Annotated in this window: 18 protein-coding genes and 1 tRNA gene; 12 read left to right on the forward strand and 7 right to left on the reverse strand. The window is 69.2% G+C overall.

All coding sequences use genetic code 11. From position 1 onward, the window contains the following. The first annotated feature begins 98 nt into the window (after positions 1–98). The 8 genes from LNW72_RS11840 (at position 99) to LNW72_RS11875 (ending at position 9,803) form a co-directional block, all read left to right on the forward strand. A complete protein-coding gene (locus LNW72_RS11840; protein ID WP_250975364.1) occupies positions 99–2,387 on the forward strand; it encodes an FdhF/YdeP family oxidoreductase in 2,289 nt (762 codons plus the stop codon). A gap of 83 nt (positions 2,388–2,470) precedes the next feature. Beyond that, positions 2,471–2,944 (forward strand): hotdog fold thioesterase, encoded by a 474-nt coding sequence (locus tag LNW72_RS11845; protein WP_250980113.1) that lies wholly within the window; start codon positions 2,471–2,473, stop codon positions 2,942–2,944. A 237-nt stretch (positions 2,945–3,181) separates the two neighbouring features. After that, a complete protein-coding gene (locus tag LNW72_RS11850; RefSeq protein ID WP_250975365.1) occupies positions 3,182–3,823 on the forward strand; it encodes a hypothetical protein in 642 nt (213 codons plus the stop codon). 273 nt (positions 3,824–4,096) lie between these two features. Further along, positions 4,097–5,329, forward strand: coding sequence for a branched-chain amino acid ABC transporter substrate-binding protein (locus tag LNW72_RS11855; RefSeq protein WP_250975366.1), 1,233 nt, complete (start codon positions 4,097–4,099; stop codon positions 5,327–5,329). Positions 5,330–5,462: 133 nt separating this feature from the next. Next, complete coding sequence (locus LNW72_RS11860; RefSeq protein WP_250975367.1) at positions 5,463–6,389, forward strand: branched-chain amino acid ABC transporter permease; 927 nt, start codon at positions 5,463–5,465, stop codon at positions 6,387–6,389. Between the two features lie 5 nt (positions 6,390–6,394). After that, on the forward strand, positions 6,395–8,176 hold the full coding sequence (locus tag LNW72_RS11865; RefSeq protein WP_250975368.1) for a branched-chain amino acid ABC transporter permease: 1,782 nt from the start codon (positions 6,395–6,397) through the stop codon (positions 8,174–8,176). An 8-nt stretch (positions 8,177–8,184) separates the two neighbouring features. Next, on the forward strand, positions 8,185–9,090 hold the full coding sequence (locus LNW72_RS11870; RefSeq protein WP_250980114.1) for an ABC transporter ATP-binding protein: 906 nt from the start codon (positions 8,185–8,187) through the stop codon (positions 9,088–9,090). Beyond that, complete coding sequence (locus LNW72_RS11875; protein ID WP_250975369.1) at positions 9,087–9,803, forward strand: ABC transporter ATP-binding protein; 717 nt, start codon at positions 9,087–9,089, stop codon at positions 9,801–9,803. The genes LNW72_RS11870 and LNW72_RS11875 overlap by 4 nt, the downstream gene beginning before the upstream one ends. 64 nt (positions 9,804–9,867) lie before the next feature. On the opposite strand, the gene LNW72_RS11880 is transcribed toward LNW72_RS11875, so the two are convergent. Beyond that, complete coding sequence (locus tag LNW72_RS11880; protein ID WP_374117213.1) at positions 9,868–10,524, reverse strand: ANTAR domain-containing response regulator; 657 nt, start codon at positions 10,522–10,524, stop codon at positions 9,868–9,870. A gap of 64 nt (positions 10,525–10,588) precedes the next feature. On the opposite strand from LNW72_RS11880, the gene LNW72_RS11885 reads away from it, so the two are divergent. From LNW72_RS11885 to LNW72_RS11895, 3 genes are all read left to right on the forward strand, one after another. Next, positions 10,589–10,663: transfer RNA gene (locus LNW72_RS11885), tRNA-Leu, on the forward strand. A gap of 109 nt (positions 10,664–10,772) precedes the next feature. Next, positions 10,773–11,540: a transcriptional regulator gene (locus LNW72_RS11890; RefSeq protein WP_250975370.1), complete on the forward strand. Its 768-nt coding sequence runs from the start codon at positions 10,773–10,775 to the stop codon at positions 11,538–11,540. A gap of 190 nt (positions 11,541–11,730) precedes the next feature. Continuing rightward, positions 11,731–12,012: a hypothetical protein gene (locus LNW72_RS11895; RefSeq protein WP_250975371.1), complete on the forward strand. Its 282-nt coding sequence runs from the start codon at positions 11,731–11,733 to the stop codon at positions 12,010–12,012. Positions 12,013–12,103: 91 nt separating this feature from the next. Here the strand turns inward: LNW72_RS11895 and pyk are convergent, their stop codons facing one another. After that, complete coding sequence (gene pyk, locus LNW72_RS11900) at positions 12,104–13,537, reverse strand: pyruvate kinase (protein WP_250975372.1); 1,434 nt, start codon at positions 13,535–13,537, stop codon at positions 12,104–12,106. A 161-nt stretch (positions 13,538–13,698) separates the two neighbouring features. Beyond that, on the reverse strand, positions 13,699–14,412 hold the full coding sequence (locus LNW72_RS11905) for an SIMPL domain-containing protein (protein ID WP_250975373.1): 714 nt from the start codon (positions 14,410–14,412) through the stop codon (positions 13,699–13,701). 130 nt (positions 14,413–14,542) lie between these two features. Here LNW72_RS11905 and LNW72_RS11910 point away from each other — a divergent pair, with 130 nt between their 5' ends. Then, positions 14,543–16,390 carry a bifunctional UDP-sugar hydrolase/5'-nucleotidase gene (locus LNW72_RS11910; protein WP_250975374.1) on the forward strand — a complete coding sequence of 616 codons (1,848 nt, stop codon included), beginning with the start codon at positions 14,543–14,545 and terminating at the stop codon, positions 16,388–16,390. Here the strand turns inward: LNW72_RS11910 and LNW72_RS11915 are convergent. From LNW72_RS11915 to LNW72_RS11930, 4 genes are all read right to left on the reverse strand, one after another. Further along, the gene (locus LNW72_RS11915) at positions 16,362–17,807 is read right to left on the reverse strand and encodes a lysine N(6)-hydroxylase/L-ornithine N(5)-oxygenase family protein (protein WP_250975375.1); all 1,446 of its coding nucleotides are present in this window, start codon (positions 17,805–17,807) and stop codon (positions 16,362–16,364) included. The two genes, LNW72_RS11910 and LNW72_RS11915, sit on opposite strands and share 29 nt — an antisense overlap. Further along, a complete protein-coding gene (locus LNW72_RS11920) occupies positions 17,804–19,192 on the reverse strand; it encodes an aminotransferase class V-fold PLP-dependent enzyme (RefSeq protein WP_250975376.1) in 1,389 nt (462 codons plus the stop codon). Before LNW72_RS11920 ends, LNW72_RS11915 begins: the two co-directional genes overlap by 4 nt. Positions 19,193–19,423: 231 nt before the next feature. After that, the gene (gene pepN, locus LNW72_RS11925) at positions 19,424–21,943 is read right to left on the reverse strand and encodes an aminopeptidase N (RefSeq protein WP_250975377.1); all 2,520 of its coding nucleotides are present in this window, start codon (positions 21,941–21,943) and stop codon (positions 19,424–19,426) included. A 32-nt stretch (positions 21,944–21,975) separates the two neighbouring features. After that, a complete protein-coding gene (locus LNW72_RS11930; RefSeq protein WP_250980116.1) occupies positions 21,976–22,869 on the reverse strand; it encodes an AraC family transcriptional regulator in 894 nt (297 codons plus the stop codon). Positions 22,870–22,906 lie beyond the last annotated feature (37 nt).

The following is a 22,906-nucleotide window of genomic DNA, read 5'->3' on the forward strand; positions in this document are numbered from 1 at the left end:
GACAAGCCCCGCCAAGCACCGTCAACCCCCGCCGGCGCCCGGCGGCCGACCCGGACGCGCCGGAGCGGCCGCCCCTCCCGCGTGGCAGGATCGGAGACATGGCAGCGAAACCCCCCGCGGGCGACCCGGTTCAGGACGCACCCGACGTCACAGCCCCGCAGCACGCCGCCGCGGGTCTGCCCGCGGTCGCGCACTCCCTGCGCATGGCCCAGCAGCAGATGGGCGTGCGCCGCACCGCGCTCACCCTGCTCAAGGTCAACCAGAAGGACGGCTTCGACTGCCCCGGCTGCGCCTGGCCCGAGCCCGAGCACCGGCACAAGGCGGAGTTCTGCGAGAACGGCGCCAAGGCCGTCGCCGAAGAGGCGACACTGCGCCGGGTCACCCCCGACTTCTTCGCCGAGCACCCGGTCTCCGACCTGGCGCGGCGCAGCGGCTACTGGCTGGGCCAGCAGGGCCGGCTCACCCAGCCGATGTACCTGGCGGAAGGCGCCGACCACTACGTGCCGGTGCCCTGGGAGCGGGCCTTCGACATCGTCGCGCAGGAGCTGCACGCGCTCGCGTCGCCCGACGAGGCCGTGTTCTACACCTCGGGGCGCACCAGCAACGAGGCCGCGTTCCTCTACCAGCTCTTCGCCCGCCGGCTGGGCACCAACAACCTGCCGGACTGCTCCAACATGTGCCACGAGTCCTCGGGCTCCGCGCTCACCGAGACCATCGGCGTCGGCAAGGGCAGCGTGCTGCTGGAGGACCTGTACCGCGCCGACCTCATCATCGTCGCCGGGCAGAACCCGGGCACCAACCACCCCCGGATGCTCTCCGCCCTGGAGAAGGCCAAGCAGCAGGGCGCGAAGATCGTCACCGTCAATCCGCTGCCCGAAGCGGGCCTGGAGCGCTTCAAGAACCCGCAGAACGCCCGCGGCCTCGCCGGCTCCGGCACCGCGCTGACCGATCTGTTCCTGCAGATCCGGCTCGGCGGGGACCAGGCGCTGTTCCGCGCCCTGAACCGGATGCTGGTCGAAGCCGGCGCCGTCGACCGGCCCTTCATCGACGAGCACACCCACGGCTACGAGGAGTTCGCCGCCACCGCGCGCACCACCGACTGGGACGAGGTGCTGCGCGCCACCGGCCTGGAGCGCGCGGAGATCGACCGGCTGCTCGCCCTGGTCCTGGACGCGAAGAGCGTCGTGGTGTGCTGGGCGATGGGCCTGACCCAGCACAAGCACGCCGTCCCCACCATCAAGGAAGTCGTCAACTTCCTGCTGCTGCGCGGCAACATCGGCCGCCCCGGCGCCGGGGTGTGCCCGGTGCGCGGCCACAGCAACGTGCAGGGCGACCGCACCATGGGCATCTTCGAACGCCCCGCCCCCGCCTTCCTCGACGCCCTGGAGAAGGAGTTCGGCTTCGCCCCGCCGCGCGAGCACGGCCTCGACGTCGTCCGCGCCATCCGCGCGCTGCGCGACGGCACCGCGAAGGTCTTCTTCGCCATGGGCGGCAACTTCGTGGCCGCCTCCCCCGACACCGCCGTCACCGAGGCCGCGATGCGCAACGCGGCCCTGACCGTGCACGTGTCGACGAAGCTCAACCGCTCGCACGTCATCACCGGATCGCGCGCCCTGATCCTGCCCACCCTGGGACGCACCGAGAAGGACACCCAGGCGGGCGGCGACCAGTTCGTCACCGTCGAGGACTCCATGGGCATGGTGCACGCCTCACACGGCGCCCTGCGGCCCGCCTCCCCGCACCTGCTGTCGGAGACCGCGATCGTCTGCCGGCTCGCCCGCGCCACCTTCGGCGACGACACCGCCGTCCCGTGGGCCGCGCTCGAAGCCGACTACGACCTGGTGCGCGACCGGATATCCCGCGTCGTGCCCGGCTTCGACGACTTCAACACCAAGGTCCGGCACCCCGGCGGCTTCACCCTGCCGCACGCACCGCGCGACACCCGCACCTTCCCCACCGCCACCGGCAAGGCCAACTTCACCACGTCACCGGTCGAGTACCCGGCCGTCCCCGAGGGCCGGCTGCTGCTGCAGACACTGCGCTCGCACGACCAGTACAACACCACGATCTACGGCCTCGACGACCGCTACCGGGGCATCAAGGGCGGCCGCCGCGTCGTCATGGTCAACCCCGCGGACGCGGAAGCCCTCGGGCTGCCCGACGGCTCCTACGCCGACCTCGTCGGCGAGTGGACCGACGGCACGGAACGCCGCGCCGACGGCTTCCGGGTGGTGCACTACCCGACCCCGCGCGGCTGCGCCGCCGCCTACTACCCCGAGACGAACGTCCTCGTCCCGCTCGACCACACGGCGGACACCAGCAACACCCCGGCGTCGAAGTCAGTGGTCGTCCGCCTGGAGCGGACGGCCCCGGTGCACGGATCGTGACTACCGTCAGGTAGAAAGTTGAGCCGTACACCGATTCACTGATCCACCGACACCACCGAACGATGACGATCGGAGCCGGCCGCATGGGCGAGCAGACGAGCACGCAGTTCCCGCAGGAGATCCTGGCGCAGTGGTCCGGCCTCGGCCTCGACCTGCCCGCCCTGTTCTCGGCCGGCCACCTCGGTGACCGCATGAGCATCCAGATCACCGAGGCGTCCCCCGACCGGGTCGTCGGCACCATGCCCGTCGAGGGCAACACCCAGCCCTACGGCCTGCTGCACGGCGGCGCCTCCGCCGTCCTCGCCGAGACGCTGGGCTCCGTCGGCGCGATGCTGCACGGCGGTCCCGGCAAACTCGCCGTCGGCGTGGACCTGAACGCCACGCACCACCGCGGCATCCGCTCCGGCAACGTCACCGGCGTCGCCACCCCCGTCCACCGCGGCCGCTCCTCCGCCACCTACGAGGTCGTCATCACCGACGAGAACGGCAAGCGGGTCTGTACCGCCCGCCTCACCTGCATGCTGCGCCCCGCCAGCCCCGGCGCCACCACGACCTGACCCACCGGCCGGGCCCGCACCGTTGTCGCGCGGGCCCGGAGGCCCTAGCGTTTTCGGCAGGGGGGCGGCCATGGCGGCAGCAGGGATCCGGCACGCGCGGCACCGCCGCGCGCCCGCGCCCGTCCGCACCGCCTTACTCGCCGTCACCTACCGGGCCGGGCGCCGGTCCGTCCGCACCAGGGACGGCGGGCCGGACCGCCGGCACGTTCCCCCTGGTCGCACCGGGGGCCGGGCGCGGTGAGCGGCATCGGCCCGGTGGAGGGCCCCGCCACCGGCACACCCACCACCAACTCCCCCCGCCCGGGCGGATATTGGGCCGTCCGCTGGGAAGTACGCCGGGCCGCGCTGTCCGACCGGGGCCGCCGTACGGTGCTGGCCGCCACCGCGGCCCTGTGCGTCATCGCGGTCATCGCCCTGGGCCATGCGATGCGCACCCCGGAGCCGGTGCCGGACCCCGGCCCATGGCCTGCGCAGGTCACCTACATCGCCTACGAGTCGGGACATCCGCCGCCCATGTCCCCCGCCGGGTCCGGGGTGTTCCGTTTCACCGTGACCGTGCGGGAGGGAACTGCGGTGACGATTCTCGGCGTTACTCCCTCATTCGAGGGACTCAGTGCCGAAATCGCCCCCTCGGTCCCATTGACCCTTAAGCAGGGAACAACGCGGCACATCACGATAAAGATGACCGTGCACAAATGCGCGGGGCTGCCGCTGGACGTGGATCTTCCCTTCCTCGACGTAACGCTGCGTAACACGCGCGCAATACAGAATCAGAGCTTCATCTTCGGCGGCGGCTATCCCCGCGACCTCTCCGCATTCCTGCACCGAATCTGCCGGCCAGGACCCGCCCGCGGCACTTCCACCACTTCCATCCCGTAGCGGAAGTGCGGGTTCTCGCTATCCGGACAACGCCATAAAACATGCGGACAGGGGGGCAAAACACCGCAAACCGCCCAAGGAACCTCAACAAAACCTCAAGAGTTTCCATCCGGCATAACAAGACAGTCACACTCTTCCCGCACCGCTGCCCGAGTTCCCCACACAGGCCTAGAGTCACGGCCAGTCACCGCGCCACCGGATTCGCCAGTTCGGGTTCCAGCGCACGACTCGGCCTCTCACCAGAGCAGGCCGCGCCTGGGGAAAGGACTGATCGTGCGACACCGTTCCTTGCTGCTACTGACCTCCGTGCTCACCACTGGGGCCCTCACACTTACCGCCTGCGGATCCCGCAGCGACGACAGCAAGAAGGGCGACGACGGCGCCAACACCACCGTCGTCATCGGCGTCGACGCCCCCCTGACCGGCGACCTGTCCGCGCTGGGCCAGGGCATCAAGAACTCCGTCGAGCTCGCCGCCAACACGGCGAACAAGACCAAAGAGGTTCCGGGCGTCACGTTCAAGATCCAGGCGCTGGACGACCAGGGCAAGCCCGGCCCCGGCCAGCAGAACGCCACCAAGCTCGTCGGTGACAACACCGTCGCCGGAGTCGTCGGCCCGCTGAACTCCTCCGTCGCCCAGTCGATGCAGAAGATCTTCGACGGCGCGAACCTCGTCGAGGTCTCCCCCGCCAACACGAACCCGTCCCTGACCCAGGGCGAGAAGTGGGCCACGGGCACCAAGGCCCGCCCGTTCAAGTCGTACTTCCGCACCGCGACCACGGACGCCATCCAGGGCCCGTTCGCCGCGCAGTACCTCTTCGGCGAGGCGAAGAAGACCAAGGTCTACGTCATCGACGACCAGAAGACCTACGGTGCCGGCCTCGCCGCCACCTTCACCGGCGAGTTCACCAAGCTCGGCGGCAAGGTCGTCGGCACCGCCCACGTCAACCCCGACGACCGCGACTTCAACGCCATCGTCACCAAGGTCAAGGCCGCCGGCGCCGAAGCGGTCTACTACGGCGGCGAATACCCCGCCGCCGGCCCGCTGAGCCAGCAGCTCAAGGACAACGGCGTCGCCATCCCGCTCATGGGCGGCGACGGCATGTACAGCGCCGACTACGTCAAGCTGAACAAGAAGGCCGAGGGCGACCTCGCCACCTCGGTCGGCGCGCCCGTCGAGACCCTCCCGTCCGCGAAGAAGTTCGTCGCCGACTACGCGGCCGCCGGCTACAAGCAGGCCTTCGAGGCGTACGGCGGCTACTCCTACGACTCCGCCTGGGCCATCATCCAGGCCGTCAAGACCGTCATGAACGACAACGGCGGCAAGCTCCCGTCCGATTCGCGCGCGAAGATCACCGCGGCCATGTCCAAGGTCTCCTTCAACGGCGTGACCGGCACCGTCTCCTTCGACGAGTTCGGCGACACCACCAACAAGCAGCTCACCGTGTACCAGGTCAAGGGCGGCAAGTGGGCACCGATCAAGAGCGGCGTGTTCAACCAGAGCTGATCACCCGCCGATCAACGACCGACCCGCACCAGATCCACCGCAGCACCCCCCTGTAAGTACGCACCGGCCGCGCGGACCCGTCACCAGCGCCGCGCGGCCGGGCGTATCCGTCCCACTCCACGGAGGCCCTGCGGTGCACGAACTGCCGCAACAGCTGGCCAACGGCCTGATACTCGGCGCGTTGTACGGACTGATAGCAATCGGCTACACGATGGTCTACGGCATCGTCCAGCTGATCAACTTCGCCCATGGCGAGATCTTCATGATCGGGGGATTCGGCGCCCTCACCGCGTTCCTCGTCCTTCCCACCGGCACCGCCCTCTGGGTCGCACTCCCCCTCATGATCGTCGGAGGCATCGTCTGCTCCGTCCTCGTCGCCGTCGCCGCCGAACGGTTCGCCTACCGGCCACTGCGCAACGCCCCCCGGCTCGCGCCGCTCATCACCGCGATCGGCCTGTCCATCGCCCTCCAGCAGGCCATCTGGAAGTGGTACCCCGACGCGAACAAGGACCACCCCTTCCCGCGCTTCTCGGGTGACCCCTTCCACGTCGGCAGCGTCACCATCCAGCGCGGCACGATCTTCCTGCTCATCGCAGCCCCGGTCTGCATGCTCGCCCTGGGCCTGTTCGTCGCCAAGACCCGCATGGGCCGCGGCATGCAGGCGACCAGCCAGGACCCCGACACCGCCAAGCTGATGGGCATCAACACCGACCGCATCATCGTCATGGCCTTCGCCATCGGTGCCGCGTTCGCCGCCGTCGCAGCCGTCGCCTACGGGCTCAAGGACGGCCAGATCAGCTACCGCATGGGCTTCCTCATGGGCCTCAAGGCCTTCACCGCGGCAGTACTCGGCGGCATCGGCAACATCTACGGCGCCATGCTCGGCGGCATCACCCTCGGCATCGCCGAAGCGCTCGCCACCGGCTACATCGACAACATTCCCGGCATGGGCGAATTCGGCTCCGCCTGGAAGGACGTCTGGGCCTTCGTCCTGCTCATCCTCGTCCTGCTGATCCGGCCCCAGGGCCTGCTCGGCGAACGCGTCGCGGATCGGGCGTGATCCACATGACCACAGACACCACCACCCGGCACCAGGGGATCATCCCGCTCCCGGAGAAGGCCGCCCGCGCACTCGTCGCCATCGGCGCCGCCGCCACCGCGATCTCCACCTTCCTCCCCTGGACCTGGACCTCCGCATACCCCGGCGACCTCACCGTCGCCGGCTACCCCGGCGGCCTCCAGGTGCTCGCCCTCGTCGGCGCACTCCTCACGCTGCTCTTCACCGCCGCGTCCTACGGCGTACGGGGACTGCGCTGGCTGAACCCCGCCGGCACCGACAGCCCCCTGTTCCTGCTCACCCGCGGGATGTTCGGCGTCGTCGGCTACACGGTCGTCAGCATCACCGTGGAACTCAACGGCATCGTCAACCTCGAACCCGGCGCCTACGTCGCGATCGTCGCTGCCCTCGCCGCGCTCATCGGAGCCCTTGCCCTGCCCAGCCGTGGCACCGCACCCGTCAACGTCTGGAAAGCTGTTTTCGGTGCGCTCGACGCGGACCCGCCCCCCAAACCCACCCGCACCCTCCCCTCCTGGGCGGAACTCCTCCTCATCGTCGCCGCGTTCGGCATCGGCCTCTACGTCTTCACGTACGGCATCGACACCGCGTACGCGGAACTCTTCGTCGGCTTCCTGATCATCGTCGCCTTCAGCTTCGCCGCCCTCACCAAGAGCGGCCTGATCGCCCGGCTGACCACGCTCACCACGAAGCACCGCAACGTCGCCATGGCCGCCGCCTTCACCGCCGCGGCAGCCTTCCCCTTCACCCAGAACAACGACGCCTACACCTCCGTCGGCGTCAACATCCTGGTCTTCGCCACCGTCGCCCTCGGCCTCAACGTCGTCGTCGGCCTCGCGGGCCTGCTCGACCTCGGATACGTCGCATTCCTCGGCGTCGGCGCCTACACCGCCGCCCTGGTATCCGGCTCCACCTCCTCCGCGCTCGGCATCCAGTTCCCCTTCTGGGCCGCAGCACTCGCGGGCGCCGCCGCCTCCCTGGTCTTCGGCGTCCTCATCGGAGCACCCACCCTGCGGCTGCGCGGCGACTACCTCGCCATCGTCACCCTCGGCTTCGGTGAGATCTTCCGCATCACCATGAACAACCTCAACGGCACCACCGGGCCCGACATCACCAACGGACCCAACGGCATCTCCAACGTCCCCGACCTCGACATGTTCGGGTTCAACTTCGGCGACAGCCACGAAACCGGCGTCAACAGCCTCGGCCGATTCGGCAACTACTACCTGCTGATGCTCGTCTTCACCGCCATCGTCGTCCTCGTCTTCCGCCGCGCCGGAGAATCCCGCATCGGCCGCGCCTGGGTCGCCATCCGCGAAGACGAGACCGCCGCCACCGCCATGGGCATCAACGGCTTCCGCCTCAAACTCCTGGCCTTCGCACTCGGCGCCAGCCTCGCCGGACTCGCCGGAGCCGTACAGGCACACGTGACCTACAGCGTCACACCCGACCAGTTCGAGTTCGCCGGAACCGCACCACCCAACTCCGCGTTCCTCCTCGCCGCCGTCATCCTCGGTGGCATGGGAACCGTCAGCGGCCCCCTCATCGGCGCCTCACTGCTCTACCTCATCCCGGTCAAACTGCAGTTCATGCACGACTACCAGCTCCTCCTCTTCGGCCTCGCACTCATCCTCCTGATGCGCTTCCGCCCCGAAGGCCTGGTCGTCAACCGCCGGTCCAAACTCGAATACCACGAGACCGACCAGCTCTCCGTCCCCGCACAACTCACCCTCTCCGACGCCAACGTCGGCACCAGCAAGGCAGGGGCGTGAGCGGCACCATGACCACCGACACCACCACCCCCAAGGCCGGGCCCGCAGCCACCCCCGGCACCCCCCTGCTGAACGCCTCCGGCGTCACCATGCGATTCGGCGGCCTCACCGCCGTCCGATCCGTCGACCTCACCGTCAACACCGGAGAGATCGTCGGCCTCATCGGCCCCAACGGCGCCGGCAAGACCACCTTCTTCAACTGCCTCACCGGCCTGTACGTGCCCACCGAGGGCACCGTCAGCTACCAGGGCAAGGTCCTGCCGCCCAAGCCCCACCTCGTCACCCAGGCCGGCATCGCCCGCACCTTCCAGAACATCCGGCTCTTCGCCAACATGACCGTCCTGGAAAACGTGCTCGTCGGCCGCCACACCCGCACCAAAGAAGGCCTGTTCTCCGCACTCCTGCGCGGCCCCGGCTTCAAACGCGCCGAGACCGCCTCCCGGGACCGCGCCATGGAACTCCTCGCCTTCATCGGCCTCGAATCCAAAGCCGAACACCTGGCCCGCAACCTCCCCTACGGCGACCAGCGCAAACTGGAGATCGCCCGCGCCCTGGCCAGCGACCCCGGACTCCTGCTGCTCGACGAACCCACCGCCGGCATGAACCCGCAGGAGACCCGCACCACCGAGGAACTCGTCTTCGCCATCCGCGACATGGGTATCGCCGTCCTCGTCATCGAGCACGACATGCGCTTCATCTTCAACCTCTGCGACCGAGTCTCCGTACTCGTCCAGGGCGAGAAGCTCGTCGAAGGCACCAGCGAGGTCGTCCAGCGCGACGACCGCGTCATCGCCGCATACCTCGGCGAACCCTTCGAAGGAGCCCCGGGCGACGAGGAACTCGCCGAGGTCGAGGCAGCGGAATCCGCGACCACCAGCACCACCAGCACCAAAGGCACGGAGGGCGAACGATGACCGCACTGCTCGAAGTCGAGGACCTGCGCGTCGCCTACGGCAAGATCGAGGCCGTCAAGGGCATCTCGTTCAGCGTCGAAGAAGGCCAGGTCGTCACCCTCATCGGCACCAACGGCGCGGGCAAGACCACCACCCTGCGCACCCTCTCCGGACTGATCAAACCCCTCAGCGGCAAGATCACCTTCGGCGGCCAGTCACTGGAGAAGGTTCCGGCACACAAGATCGTGGCACTGGGCCTGGCCCACTCCCCCGAAGGCCGGCACATCTTCCCCCGCCTCACCATCGAGAACAACCTGCAGCTCGGCGCATACCTGCGCAACGACAAAGCCGCCATCGGCCAGGACATCAAGCGCGCCTACGACCTCTTCCCCATCCTCGGGGAACGCAGGAAGCAGGCCGCGGGAACGCTCTCCGGCGGTGAACAGCAGATGCTCGCCATGGGACGCGCGCTCATGTCGCGACCCAAACTGCTCATGCTCGACGAGCCCTCCATGGGCCTCTCCCCGATCATGATGCAGAAGATCATGCACACGATCGCCGAGCTCAAGTCCCAGGGCACCACGATCCTGCTCGTCGAGCAGAACGCCCAGGCCGCCCTGTCACTGGCGGACCAGGGCCACGTGATGGAGATCGGCAAGATCGTCCTGAACGGGACCGGCGCGGACCTGCTCCACGACGAATCCGTGCGGAAGGCCTACCTCGGCGAGGACTGACACCCACATGATGAAGGGCCCGCACCGTCGCACGGTGCGGGCCCTTCATCATGTCCAGCGGGCACTACTTCTCCGGAACCTCGTCGATCACGGCCTGCGCCACCTGCTGCATCGACATCCGCCGGTCCATCGACGTCTTCTGGATCCAGCGGAACGCCGCCGGCTCCGACAAGCCGTACTTCGTCTGCAGCACACTCTTCGCCCGGTCCACCAGCTTCCGGGTCTCCAGCCGCAACGACAGATCCGCGACCTCGAGCTCCAGCGCCCGCAGCTCCTGGAAGCGGCTCACCGCCATCTCTATGGCCGGCACCAGATCACTCTTGCTGAACGGCTTCACGAGATACGCCATCGCCCCGGCATCCCGCGCCCGCTCCACGAGCTCCCGCTGGGAGAACGCGGTCAGCATCAGCACCGGCGCGATCTTCGCCTTCGCGATCAGCTCGGCAGCGGAGATCCCGTCCAGGATGGGCATCTTCACATCCAGGATCACCAGATCCGGCCGGTGCTCCTCCGCCAGCTTGACGGCGGTCTCGCCGTCGCCGCAGTCGCCGACGACGGAGTAGCCCTCTTCCTCGAGCATCTCCTTGAGATCGAGCCGGATCAGTGCCTCGTCCTCGGCGATGACGACTCGCGTCGTCATCGGCGGTACGTGCGACTGCTCGTCTATGGGCTCGGCGGCGCTCAACGGGACTCCTCGATCATGGCGGGGTAATGCACCCATGAGCCTACCTAGCTCCGGTATGTTTGAGCCACGGAGGGTTTCCGCTATCCTCTGTTTCGAAGGGGCCCCGGTAGCCCAATTGGCAGCAGGCAATGGATTCAAAACCCATACAGTGTCGGTTCGAGTCCGACCCGGGGCACTCTACCTTGGATTCCAAGGTTGGCCGATGGTTGGCGATCTTCACTTAGTCGGGTGAACAGGCCTTCGAATCGGCGAGGTTTTGCGGCGTACGGACCAGCATCGGGTGTATGTACGATCTGGAAATACGGCGTCGAGCGCTCGGGCTCGTCGCGACAGGCCAGAGCCTGAACAGTGTCAGCAAGATCACAGACATCTCGCGGTCCGCTCTCCGCGCCTGGCGAGTCGAGATCGAACCGCGCCGAGGCCACGACTGCGCCCGGCGCACGTCCCCGGCACGATCACCAGGTTCTACCGCCGCCTATGCCTATCTACTGGGTCTCTACCTCGGCGACGGATGCCTCAGCGCACAGCCGCGCGGCGTCTTCGCCCTCCGCATCGCCTGCGCGGACTCCTGGCCAGGTCTCATCGAATCCTGCGAAGCGGCGATCCGGACGATCCACCCGGACAACGCTGTCTGCCGCGTGCGCAAGCAGGGTTGCACCATGGTGACGTCCACCAGCAAGCACTGGCCGTGCCTCTTCCCGCAGCACGCCCCGGGCAAGAAGCACGAGCGGCGCATCGCCCTCGAATCATGGCAGCAGGAGATCGTCGACGCCCACCCGTGGGAGTTCATCCGGGGACTCATCCACTCCGACGGTTGTCGGATCACCAACTGGACCGAGAAGGTCATCGGCGGCGAGCCGAAGCGCTACGAGTACCCGCGGTACTTCTTCACCAACAAGTCCGAGGACATCCTCGGCCTCTACAGCGCCGCCCTCGACGCGGTCGGCGTCGAATGGAAGATCACCCGGCGCGGCAAGGACCCGTACAACGTTTCCGTCGCGCGCCGCGCCTCCGTGGCGCTCATGGACCTGCATGTGGGGCCCAAGTACTGAGTACAAGAGCAACTGGCCGCCAGAAAACGGGAGTTGGGCGCGCGCGTGGCACAGGCCAAATTCGGCCAAAGGCCGTTTCGTGGCACATGTCACATCGCGATCATTCCGCGGCGGCGTTCGCACGCCAGTCCTAGCCTGGCAGCGCGGCCATCGGCTCGTGCCAGGCCGCACGACTCCTACAGGAGGAACGTTGAAGAAGATCTCTGCCGCCGTCGCGGCGGTTCTCGTCTCCGGCGTGATGGCCACTACGGCCATCACCACGGCTCCCGCCTACGCTCAGGATCGCCGGCCCGTCGCGGCTACGGCCAGCGCCGCGGGTTCATGGCATTTCACCGGAGGGCTTTACGCTGCCAAATCAGCGTGTGTGGATGATGGCCAGGAATATCAGCGTGAAGGTTTTCCGTACCAATGCCGTTACGCCTATTTTCCGTCCACCAACCAGTACCTGTACTGGCTCTTCATCTACAACTGAGGCCGGCACCGCGTCTTCCGGGCCGTCGGTGGCCTGCCGGATCTCGCGTCCGGCAGGCCTGGTCTGCGGTGTGACGAACCGCGATGGCGGGCTACTTCGGGGAGTCGTCCTCGCCGATGTGGTGTACGCGCACCATGTTCGTCGTGCCGGGTACGCCCGGCGGGGAGCCGGCCGTGATGACGACGATGTCGCCCTTGCGGCACTTGCCGATGCGGAGCAGTTGTTCGTCGACCTGGTCGACCATTTCGTCGGTGGTCTGGACCATGGGGCCGAGGAGGGTTTCGACGCCCCAGGTGAGGTTGAGCTGGGAGCGGGTGGCGGGTTCCGGGGTGAAGGCGAGGAGGGGGATCGGGGAGCGGTAGCGGCTGAGGCGGCGGACGGTGTCGCCTGATTGGGTGAAGGCGACAAGGTACTTGGCGCCGAGGAAGTCACCCATTTCGGCGGCGGCGCGGGCGACGGCGCCGCCCTGGGTGCGGGGTTTGTTGCGTTCGGTGAGTGGGGGGAGGCCGGAGGAGAGGATCTCTTCTTCGGAGGCGCAGATGATGCGGCCCATGACCTTGACGGTTTCGATGGGGTGTTTGCCGACGCTGGTTTCGCCGGAGAGCATGACGGCGTCGGTGCCGTCCATGATGGCGTTGGCGACGTCGGAGGCTTCGGCGCGGGTGGGGCGGGATGCGTCGATCATGGAGTCGAGCATCTGGGTGGCGACGATGACGGGTTTGGCGTTGCGCTTGGCGAGTTTGATGGCGCGCTTCTGGACCATGGGGACGGCTTCGAGGGGCATTTCGACGCCGAGGTCGCCGCGGGCGACCATGATGCCGTCGAAGGCGTCGACGATCTCTTCGAGGTTGTCGACGGCCTGTGGCTTTTCGATCTTGGCGATGACGGGGACGTGGCGTCCCTCTTCCTTCATGATGCGGTGGACGTCGATGATGTCCTGGGCGCTGCGGACGAAGGAGAGGGCGATGATGTCGGCGCCGATGCGCAGGGCCCAGCGGAGGTCTTCGATGTCTTTTTCGGAGAGGGCGGGGACGGAGACGGCGACGCCGGGGAGGTTGAGTCCCTTGTTGTCGGAGACCATGCCGCCTTCGATGACGATGGTGTGGACGCGGGAGCCCTGTACTTCGGTGACTTCGAGGGTGACGCGGCCGTCGTCGACGAGGATGCGTTCGCCTTTGGTGACGTCGGCGGCGAGTCCTTTGTAGGTGGTGCCGCAGCGTTGGCGGTCGCCTTCGACGTCTTCGACGGTGATGGTGAATTCGTCGCCGCGTTCAAGGAGTACGGGGCCTTCGGTGAAGCGGCCGAGGCGGATCTTCGGGCCCTGAAGGTCGGCGAGGACGCCGACGCTGCGTCCGGTCTCTTCCGAGGCTTTGCGTACGCGGTGGTAGCGGTCCTCGTGGTCGGGGTAGGAGCCGTGGCTCAGGTTGAGGCGGGCGACGTCCATTCCGGCTTCGACGAGTGCTTTGATCTGGTCGTAGCTGTCGGTGGCGGGGCCCAGGGTGCAGACAATTTTTGCTCGGCGCATGTTTCGAGCCTATGACTTACTGACGGGTAGGCAGATGGGTGGAGGCGACTGTCCAACGTCGGCTGGATTAACGGTTGTTGACAAGTGTCGAACGTGCATGGCAGTGCTCATGTGAGCAGCGTGGCGGGTCCTGGTGGGGGCCGGGTGGAGGGGTGCCGGGGTCAGCCGAGCGGGGGCGGGGTCATGGTGAAGTGTGCGGTGACGTGTGCGGAGACGTTCTGCCGTTCGGGTTCGAGGTCGAGGGACTGCGGGGCGAGGTCGGCCGTGCCGGGGCCGCCGGCGGCGCGGGTGCTCATGGCGGCGAAGGCCTGTCGGGGGTAGGGGGTGGCCTGCTGGACGCCTTCGTCGGTGAGTTCGAGGAGGGCGGTGAGGGTGGAGCCGAGGGCTTCGGCGTATTCGCGGGCGCGTTGGACGGCGTCGTGGACGGCTTGTCTGCGGGCTTCGCGGTAGACGGGCGACTGGGGGCGCAGGGACCACCAGGGGCCGTCGACGGAGGTGAGTTCGAGGTCGGCGAGGCGGGTGGTGAGTTCGCCGAGGGCGGTGAAGTCGGTGAGGGTGGCGCCGATGCGTACGACGCCGTGGTAGGCGCGGATCTTTTCGCCGCGGTCGCGGCCTTTGTCGCGGAGTTCCGGGGTGAGGCCGATGGTGCCGGTTTCGATCTTGTCGACGGCTTCGCCGTAGCTCTTGATGAGGTCGATGGCCTGGGTGTTGCGGCGGGTGAGGTCGTCGAGGGTGTGGCGGCGGTCGGCGCCGCGGGATCTGATGGTGACGGCGATGCGGGCGAGTTCGGGTTCGACCTCGAGGGTGGCTTCGCCGCGGACGCCGACGTGCGGGGCGTCGGTGGTTGGGTGGGTCCTGTCCGTTTCTGTGGCCATGTGCCCCACTGTCGCAGGCAGGGCATTCTTCGGCGGGACATCTGATGGAAACGCGTGGGGGGTGTTGCGGGGTGGGGTTCCTGCGCCAGAATCTACGCGCGTTACACCACCAGACAGACCGGGAGCCGACATGCCGCTCAACCGAAGGACCTTCCTCAACCGTTCCGCCGCCACGGGTGCGGGGGTGGCGCTCGCGGGCGCGGCGGGGGCCGTTGCCGGCGCCGCGCCCGCGCAGGCGCACGACGAGGGACGGGGGCACGGTCACGGCCCGAAGACGTACTCGCTGCGGGTGCTGGGCACGACGGATCTGCACGGCCATGTCTTCAACTGGGACTACTTCACGGACAAGGAGTACGACGACAGCACCCACAACGACGTGGGTCTGGCGAAGATCTCCACGCTGGTGGAGCAGGCGCGTGCCGAGAAGGGCTGCGACCGGACGCTGTTGATCGACGCGGGTGACATCATCCAGGGCACGCAGCTGTCGTACTACTACGCGCGGGTGGAGCCGATCACCGGCACGGCGGGCGCGGCCGGCAAGCACGGCAAGCGGCCTCCGGTGCACCCGATGGCGCTGGCGATGAACCACATGCGGTACGACGCGGCGGCGCTGGGCAACCATGAGTTCAACTACGGCATCCCGGTGCTGCGGAAGTTCCAGGAGCAGTGCGACTTCCCGTTGCTGGCGGCGAACGCGGTGGACGCGAAGACGCTGAAGCCGGCGTTCCCGCCGTACACGATCAAGCGGATCAGGGTGCAGGGCGGGCAGGACATCAAGGTCGGGATCCTGGGGCTGACGAATCCGGGGATCGCGATCTGGGACAAGGCCAATGTGCAGGGGAAGATGGCGTTCCCGGGTCTGGTGGAGCAGGCGAAGATCTATGTGCCGAAGCTGCGGGCGCTGGGCTGTGACGTGGTGATCTGCACGGACCACTCGGGACTTGACGGCAGTACGTCGTACGGGGACGCGCTGCCGTATCCGGAGAACGCGTCGTCGCTGGTGGCGGAGCAGGTGCCGGGGATCGACGCGATCCTGGTGGGGCACACGCACAAGGAGGTCGCGTCGCGCACGGTCGTCAACACGGTGTCCGGTAGGAACGTGGTGTTGTCGGAGCCGTTGATGTGGGGGATGCGGCTGAGTGTCTTCGACATCGGGCTGGAGTTCTCGCGGGGCCGCTGGTCGGTGACGTCGGTGGTGGCGGAGGTCCGCAACGCGAACGCGGTGGCGGAGGATCCGCATGTGGTGAAGCTGGTGAAGGCGGAGCACGACAAGGTCGTGGCGTATGTGAACCAGGTGGTCGGTACGTGCACGGTCGCGATGGCGGCGACCGAGGCGCCGTACAAGGACACGCCGATCATCGACTTCATCAACGCGGTGCAGAGCCAGACGGTGAAGGCGGCGCTGGCGGGGACGGAGTACGCGGCGCTGCCGGTGTTGTCGCAGGCGGCGTGTTTCTCCCGGACGGCGGCGATTCCGGCGGGTCAGGTGTCGCTGCGGGATGTGGCGGGGCTGTATGTGTACGAGAACACGCTGGACGCGCGGGTGCTCACGGGTGCGCAGGTGAAGGACTATCTGGAGTTCTCGGCGAAGTACTTCGTGCAGACGGCGGCGGGTTCGGTGGTGGATGTGTCGAAGCTGACGAACGCGGACAGCACTCCGGACTACAACTACGACGTGGTCGGCGGGGTGTCGTACGAGATCGACATCGCGAAGCCGGTGGGTTCGCGGATCGTGAATCCGACGTTCCAGGGTGCGCCGCTGGATCCGGCGGCGAAGTTCGTGCTGGCGGTGAACAACTACCGGGCGAACGGTGGCGGCAATTTCCCGCATGTGGCGGCGACGCCGTCGGTGTGGGCGAATTCGGACGAGATCCGGAACACGATCATCGCGTGGGTGAAGGCGAACGGTTCGATCGATCCGTCCGCCTTCGGCGGTGACAGCTGGAAGCTCACCCGCGACGGAGTGCCGCTGTTCTAGTCGGCACGTTGGAGGCGGCCGTCCCGTCGAGGCCGAAGGTGGTGAACGACGTTCTGGCCGGCAGGGGGTAGGGCTCCTTGCCGGTCAGTGCGTTGAGGATGACGGCGGAGCGCCAGGCGACGAGGCCGAGGTCGGGGGCGCCGACGCCGTGGGTGTGGCGGTTGGCGTGCTGGATGTGGACGGCGCCGCTGATGGACGGGTCGAGGGCGAGCCGGTGGTCGGCGTCGATGCGTGGCCGGCCGGCGGCGTCGCGGCGCAGGTAGGGGTGGAGCGGGGCGAGCAGTTGGTCGATGGAGCGTTCGCGGTAGCCGGTGGCGAGGACGACGGCGCTGGTCTGGAGGCGGCTGCGGGTGCCTTGTTGTTCGTGTTCGAGGTGGAGTTCGATGCCGGTGCTGCCGAGGCGGCCGGCGGTGCGGACGGTGACGCCGGGGGTGAGGGTGGCGTCGGGCCAGCCGCCGTCGAGGGTGCGGCGGTAGAGCTCGTCGTGGATGGCGTTGATGGTGTCGTGGTCGATGCCTTTGTGGAGTTGCCACTGCTGGGGGACGAGTTGGTCGCGGACTGGTTCGGCGAGGCCGTGGAAGTAGCGGGTGTAGTCGGGGGTGAAGTGTTCGAGGCCGAGTTTGCTGTATTCCATGGGTGCGAAGGCGGGGGTGCGGGCGATCCAGGTGAGGCGTTCGCGGCCGGCGGGGCGGGCGCGCAGCAGGTCGAGGAAGACTTCGGCGCCGGACTGTCCTGATCCGACGACGGTGATGTGTTCGGTGGCGAGGAGCCGGGCGCGCTGGTTGACGTAGTCGCTGGAGTGGATGACGGGGACGGTGGGGGCTTCGGCGAGGGGTCGCAGGGGTTCGGGGACGTAGGGGCTGGTGCCGATGCCGATGACGAGGTTGCGGGCGTGGGTGCGGCCGAGGGCTTCGGCTTCGCCGTTGCGGTCGAGGTGGGTGTGGTCGACCTCGAACAGGGCGCGGCCGGGGTTCCAGCGGACGGTGTCGACCTGTTGGCCGAAGTGGGTGGTGGTGAGGGTGTCGGCGACCCAGCGGCAGTAGGCGTCGTATTCGGCGCGGTGGATGTGGAAGCGCTCGGCGAAGTAGAAGGGGAAGAGGCGTTCGCGGGTTTTGAGGTAGGAGAGGAACGACCAGCGGCTGGCGGGGTCGGCGAGGGTGACGAGGTCGGCGAGGAACGGGACCTGGAGGGTGGCGCCGTCGATGAGCAGGCCGGGGTGCCATTGGAAGGAGGGCCGCTGGTCGTAGAAGGCGGCGGTGAGGTGGGGGATGCCGTCGGCGAGGGCGGCGAGGGAGAGGTTGAAGGGGCCGATGCCGATGCCGAGGAGGTCGAGGGGTTCTTCGGGGGTGGCGGGTGCAGTGGGTTCGGCGGGTTCGGTGGCTTCGGTGGGTTGCGGGGTGGTGGGTGCTGTCGTCATCGGGCCGTGGTGCCTTCCGTGGTGAGGTGCAGGAGCGCTGTGAGGTCGGCGGGCCGGGTGTGCGGGTTGAGCAGGGTGGCTTTGAGCCAGAGGCGTCCGTCGGCGTGGGCGCGGCCGAGTACGGCGTGGCCGTCGTGCAGGAGGCGGCGGCGGACGGCGGCGACGTGGGTGTCGTCGGCGTCGGTGGGGCGGAACAGGACGGTGCTGATCTCGGGGCGGCCGCGCAGGGTGAGGGCGGGGTGGGCGTCGATGAGGTCGGCGAGGTGCTGGGCCTGGTCGCAGACGGTGTCGATGAGGGCGCCGAGTCCTTCGCGGCCGAGCGCGCGGAGGGTGACGGCGATCTTGAAGACGTCGGGGCGGCGGGTGGTGCGCAGTGAGCGGCCGAGGAGGTCGGGCAGGCCCGCTTCGGTGTCGTCGTCGGCGTTGAGGTAGTCGGCCTGGTGGTTGAGCGGCCGCAGTGCGGTGGTGTCTCGTACGGCGAGCAGGCCGGCGGCGATGGGCTGCCAGCCGAGTTTGTGCAGGTCGAGGGTGACGGAGTCGGCGAACGGCAGGCCGTCGAGGCGGTGTGCTTCGCGGTCGCTGAAGAGCAGGGGTCCGCCGTAGGCGGCGTCGATGTGGAGTTCGGCGCCGTGGGCGGCGGTGTGGTGGGCGATCTCGGGGAGCGGGTCGATGGCGCCGGTGTCGGTGGTTCCGGCGGTCGCGACGACGAGGACGGGGCCGGGGTCGCCGAGCTCGCCGAGGGCGGTGTGGAGGGTGGCGGGGTCGAGGGTGCCGGCGGGGGTGGGCAGGACGTGGGCCGGCGGCAGGCCCAGGAGCCAGATGGCGCGCTGGATGCTGTGGTGGGCGTTGGCTCCGCAGACGACCCGCAGGGCGGGGGCGCCGGGGTGGCGTTCGCGGGCGAGCAGCAGGGCGAGGTGGTTGGACTCGGTGCCGCCGCTGGTGACGAGGGCGTCGGGGGCGCGGTGGCCGGGGTAGACGAGGGCGGCGAGGGCGGCGGTGGTCTCGGCTTCGAGGGCGCTGGCGGCGGGTGCCTGGTCCCAGGAGTCGAGGGACTGGTTGAGGGCGCTGGTGGCGAGGTCCGCGGCGACGGCGAGGGCCAGCGGCGGACAGTGCAGATGGGCGACGCAGCGCGGGTGGGCGGGGTCGGCGGCTCCGGCGGCGAGGGCGTGGACGAGGGTGCGCAGGGCGTGTTCGGCGCCGGTTCCGGTGTGCGGGATGGCGGGGGCGCACGCGTCGCGTACGTGCCGGGCGACGGTGTCGGGGCCGCCGGCGGGGAGGGGTCCGCCGCGGGCGGTGGCGCCGGCGGTCAGTGCGTCGAGGACGGTGTCCAGCAGGGGGCGCAGGTGGCCGGGTCCTGTGATCCCTCCGGCGAGCTGGGGTGGCATGGGGTGGCCCCTTCGCGGTCGCTGCCTGTCGGGCGGGCGGTTCCGCCCGGTGTGCTCAACGAGAGCCACCAGTCAGGGGTATTGCGGGGCCGGTACGGAGGATCAGATTCCGGCCGTGCGGGGGTGGTCGGGCGGGGGTGTTCGGGGTGTCCGGTGCGTTGACGGCACGGCGTGGCGCAGGGTGCCCGCCCGGCCGGCGGGCACCCTGGTGGAACGGTCCTGGGTCGGGGTCTAGCCGCGGACGGTGTCGTCGGCCGGCTCGGGGTACGTCGCCCGGATCTTCAACGCCCGTTGCAGTTCGTGGAGTTGGTCGGCGAGCTGGCGGCGCAGCGCCGGCAGCGGGTTCGCGTCGCGCAGGCATTCGCCGCCGAGCCGCAGGGTGGACATGTCGGTGGCCGTGGTGGGGAAGGCGTGCCGGCCGGCGGCCGTGGCGAGGGCGGGGCCGCGGCGGGCGGCGACGGCGGTGGCCGCCGCGAAGTAGTGCGGCACGTACCCGTGCAGCAGATGGTGCTGTTCCGGCTGCCAGAACCCCTGGGCGGTGGCGGTGAACAGATAGACCGACAGGGAGTCGTCGCCGAACATCGACGTCCAGGCGGCGTGTTTGGCCTGCGGGTCGGGGAGGGCTGCGCGGCAGCGGGCGGCGCCCTCCTCGCCGGAGGCGCTGGGGTCGCGGGCGAGTTCCGCGGCGATGTCACCGGGGGTGGCGGCGCCGAGGACGGTGAGGCGGAGCAGCAGCTGCCAGCGCAGTTCGGGGTCGAGGGCGGGTCCGTCGGTGATCCGGCCGGCGGTGAGCCAGTCGCGCAGCCGGGCGGTGTCGCCCTCGGTGCCGGCGCAGTCGATGAGGGTGCGGGCGGCGCTGAGGTGCAGGGCGGCGTCGGCGCCGTGCAGGAACGTCCGGCAGACACCGGCGAGCAGGGTCAGGTCGGCGGTGCGGCGGGCGGGGCCGCGGTAGCGGTCGATGAGCTGGCCGCGGGTGAAGGCGAGGACGCCCTGGACGATGGCGGGGTCCGTCTCGGCGGGCAGGTGCCGCAGCACGAGGTCGAAGTAGTCGCCGGGCGGCAGTTCGCCGTCGCGCACCAGGTCGCGGGCGGCGTTCCAGACGACGGCGCGGGAGAGCGGGTCGGGCAGGCCGCTGAGGCATTCGGTGACGGTGGTCCACGACTGGTCGTCGAAGCGGATCTTGGTGTAGCTGAGGTCGCCGTCGTTGAGCAGCACCAGGTCGGGGCGGACGGGGCGGCCTTCGGGCAGCAGCGGGACGCGGGGGGCGGCGAGGTCCGCTTCGAGGCGTTCGCGCAGGACGAGCCGGCACGGGTCGGTCACGGCCCGGTCGTACAGGCCGACGTTGATGTGGTGCGGGCGGCTGCCGGTGCGGGCGATGAACGGTGCGGCGGGGCCGTCGAAGTGCGGCTGGAGGGTGTCGACGCCGGTGGTGCGCAGCCACTGCGCGGCCCATTTGCGGACGTCGCGGTCGGTGGCGCCGGCGAGGGACTCGATGAAGTCGTCGAGGGTGGCGTTGCCGAAGCGGTGCCGGGCCATGTGGTCGTTGACGCCCGCGAGGAAGTCCCTGGTGCCGAGCCAGGCGACGAGCTGCCGCAGTGCGGAGGCGCCCTTCGCGTAGGAGATGCCGTCGAAGTTCAGCATCGCGGAGGCGGTGTCGGGGACGGCTTCGGGGGCGACGGGGTGGGTGGAGGGGCGCTGGTCGGCGTCGTAGCCGTAGATCTTGCGGGCGATGGCGAAGTCGGTCCAGGTGCTGGTGAAGCCGGTGGCTTCGGCGAGCACCTGGTAGCCGAGGTACTCGGCGAAGGACTCGTTGAGCCAGATGTCGTCCCACCAGCGCAGGGTGACGAGGTCGCCGAACCACATGTGGGCCATTTCGTGGGCGATGACGACGGCCCGGCTCTGGCGTTCGGTGTGGGTGACGGCGGAGCGGTAGACGTATTCGTCGCGGAAGGTGACGAGGCCGGGGTTCTCCATGGCGCCCCAGTTGAGTTCCGGGACGAACGCCTGGTCGTAGGAGTCGAAGGCGTAGGGCTCGTCGAAGATCTCGTGGTAGCGGTCGAAGCAGCGGCGGGTGGTGTCGAGGAGTTCGGCCGCGTTGCTCTCCAGGTACGGTCCCAGGCTCTTGCGGGCGTGCAGGCCGAAGGGCAGTCCCGCGTGTTCGGTGCGGATGCTGTGCCAGGGGCCCGCGGCGACCGCGAGGAGGTAGGTGCTGATGGGTGGCGTCGTGGCGAGCTGCCAGTGCCCTTCGCCGGTGCTGGTGCGCTGCGCTATGCCGTTGCCGAGGACGGTCCAGGCGGGCGGGGCGGTGACGGTGACGTCGAAGACGGCCTTGAGGTCGGGCTGGTCGAACGTGGCGGCGAACGCGGGGCTGTGGTCGAGGCCGAGCTGGGAGTACGTGTAGACCTCGCCGTCGGCGGGATCGGTGAAGCGGTGCATGCCTTCGCCGGTGCGGGAGTAGTGCATGTCCGCGTCGATCCGCAGTTCGTTGCCGGCCCGCAGCCCGGTGAGCGGGAGCCGGCCGTCGTCCAGGGTGCCGGGGTCGAGCGCGTGGCCGTTGAGTGCGGCGCTGTGCAGTGCGGCGGGCCTGAGGTCGATGAAGGTGGCGGCGCCGGCTTCGCGCGCGCTGAAGCGGATCACCGTGGTGGAGCGGAAGGTCGCGTCGCCGCGGGTGAGGTCCAGGTGGATCGCGTAATGGTGCACGTCGATCAGGCGGGCGCGGGTCTCGGCCTCGGCGCGAGTCAGGGCTGGCATGCCGGACATGCTGCCGTACGGGTGCCCGCAGGTCACGGCCCGGGGTGATCTGCTGTCTGGCGGGTGATCTTCCGTGGGTCGAGGTGGTCGGTGGACCAGCCGCCGGGGACGGTGCGGTACTGCTGTTCGCGGAAGCGTACGGGGGCGGCGCCGACCCGGCGGGTGAACAGCCGGCTGAAGTAGGCGGGGTCCTCGTAGCCGACGCGGCGGGCGACGGCGGCGACCGGCAGGTCGGTGGCGGCGAGGAGTTCCTTGGCACGGCCGAGCCGGATGCCGAGCAGGTAGTCCTTGGGGCTGCAGTCGGCGCTGCGGCGGACCGCGGCGCGCAGTTCGGCCAGCGTCATGCCGTGCCGGGCGGCGTGTTCCGCGATGGTCAGCGGCAGGAACGCGTCGCGGGCGAGGGCGTCGAGCACCCGGTCGCCGTCGCCGGTGGTGTCGGCGCGGGCGCGGCGCAGGGCGACGAGGAGTTCATGGACGGCGGCGGAGCTCTCGACTTCGAGGAGTGGGTTTCCGGGGCGGGCGGCGCGGGCTATGCGGGCGATGACGGCGCGCGGTCCCGTGGTGTCGCTGAGCGGGACGATGGGCCGGTCGGGCTCGATGTAGCCGAGTTCGGTGTAGGTGGCGGCGGCGGGTCCGGTGAAGTCGACGAAGCTCTCGTCCCAGCCGCTGCCGGGGTGCGGCGCGTAGTGGTGCTCGGCGTCGGGGGTGAGCCACAGCAGGGTGGGCGCGGTGATCTCCACGGCGTCGCCGCCGCGGTGCCGGAACCAGCCGGAGCCGGCGCTGATGACGACGGCGACGTGGTGGTCGATGGTGCGCGGCCCGACGGTGGGCAGCGCTCCGTGCTGCATGCCGACGCCGAGGCATACGAGGCCGAGCCGGTGGTGGACCGGGTTCGGGGAGAAGTAGCGCATCCATGTGTGGAACATCGAGGACTGATCTTGGCTCATGGAGTGCGGTGCTGGC

The sequence above is a fragment of the Streptomyces sp. RKAG293 genome (assembly GCF_023701745.1).
Taxonomy (GTDB): domain Bacteria; phylum Actinomycetota; class Actinomycetes; order Streptomycetales; family Streptomycetaceae; genus Actinacidiphila.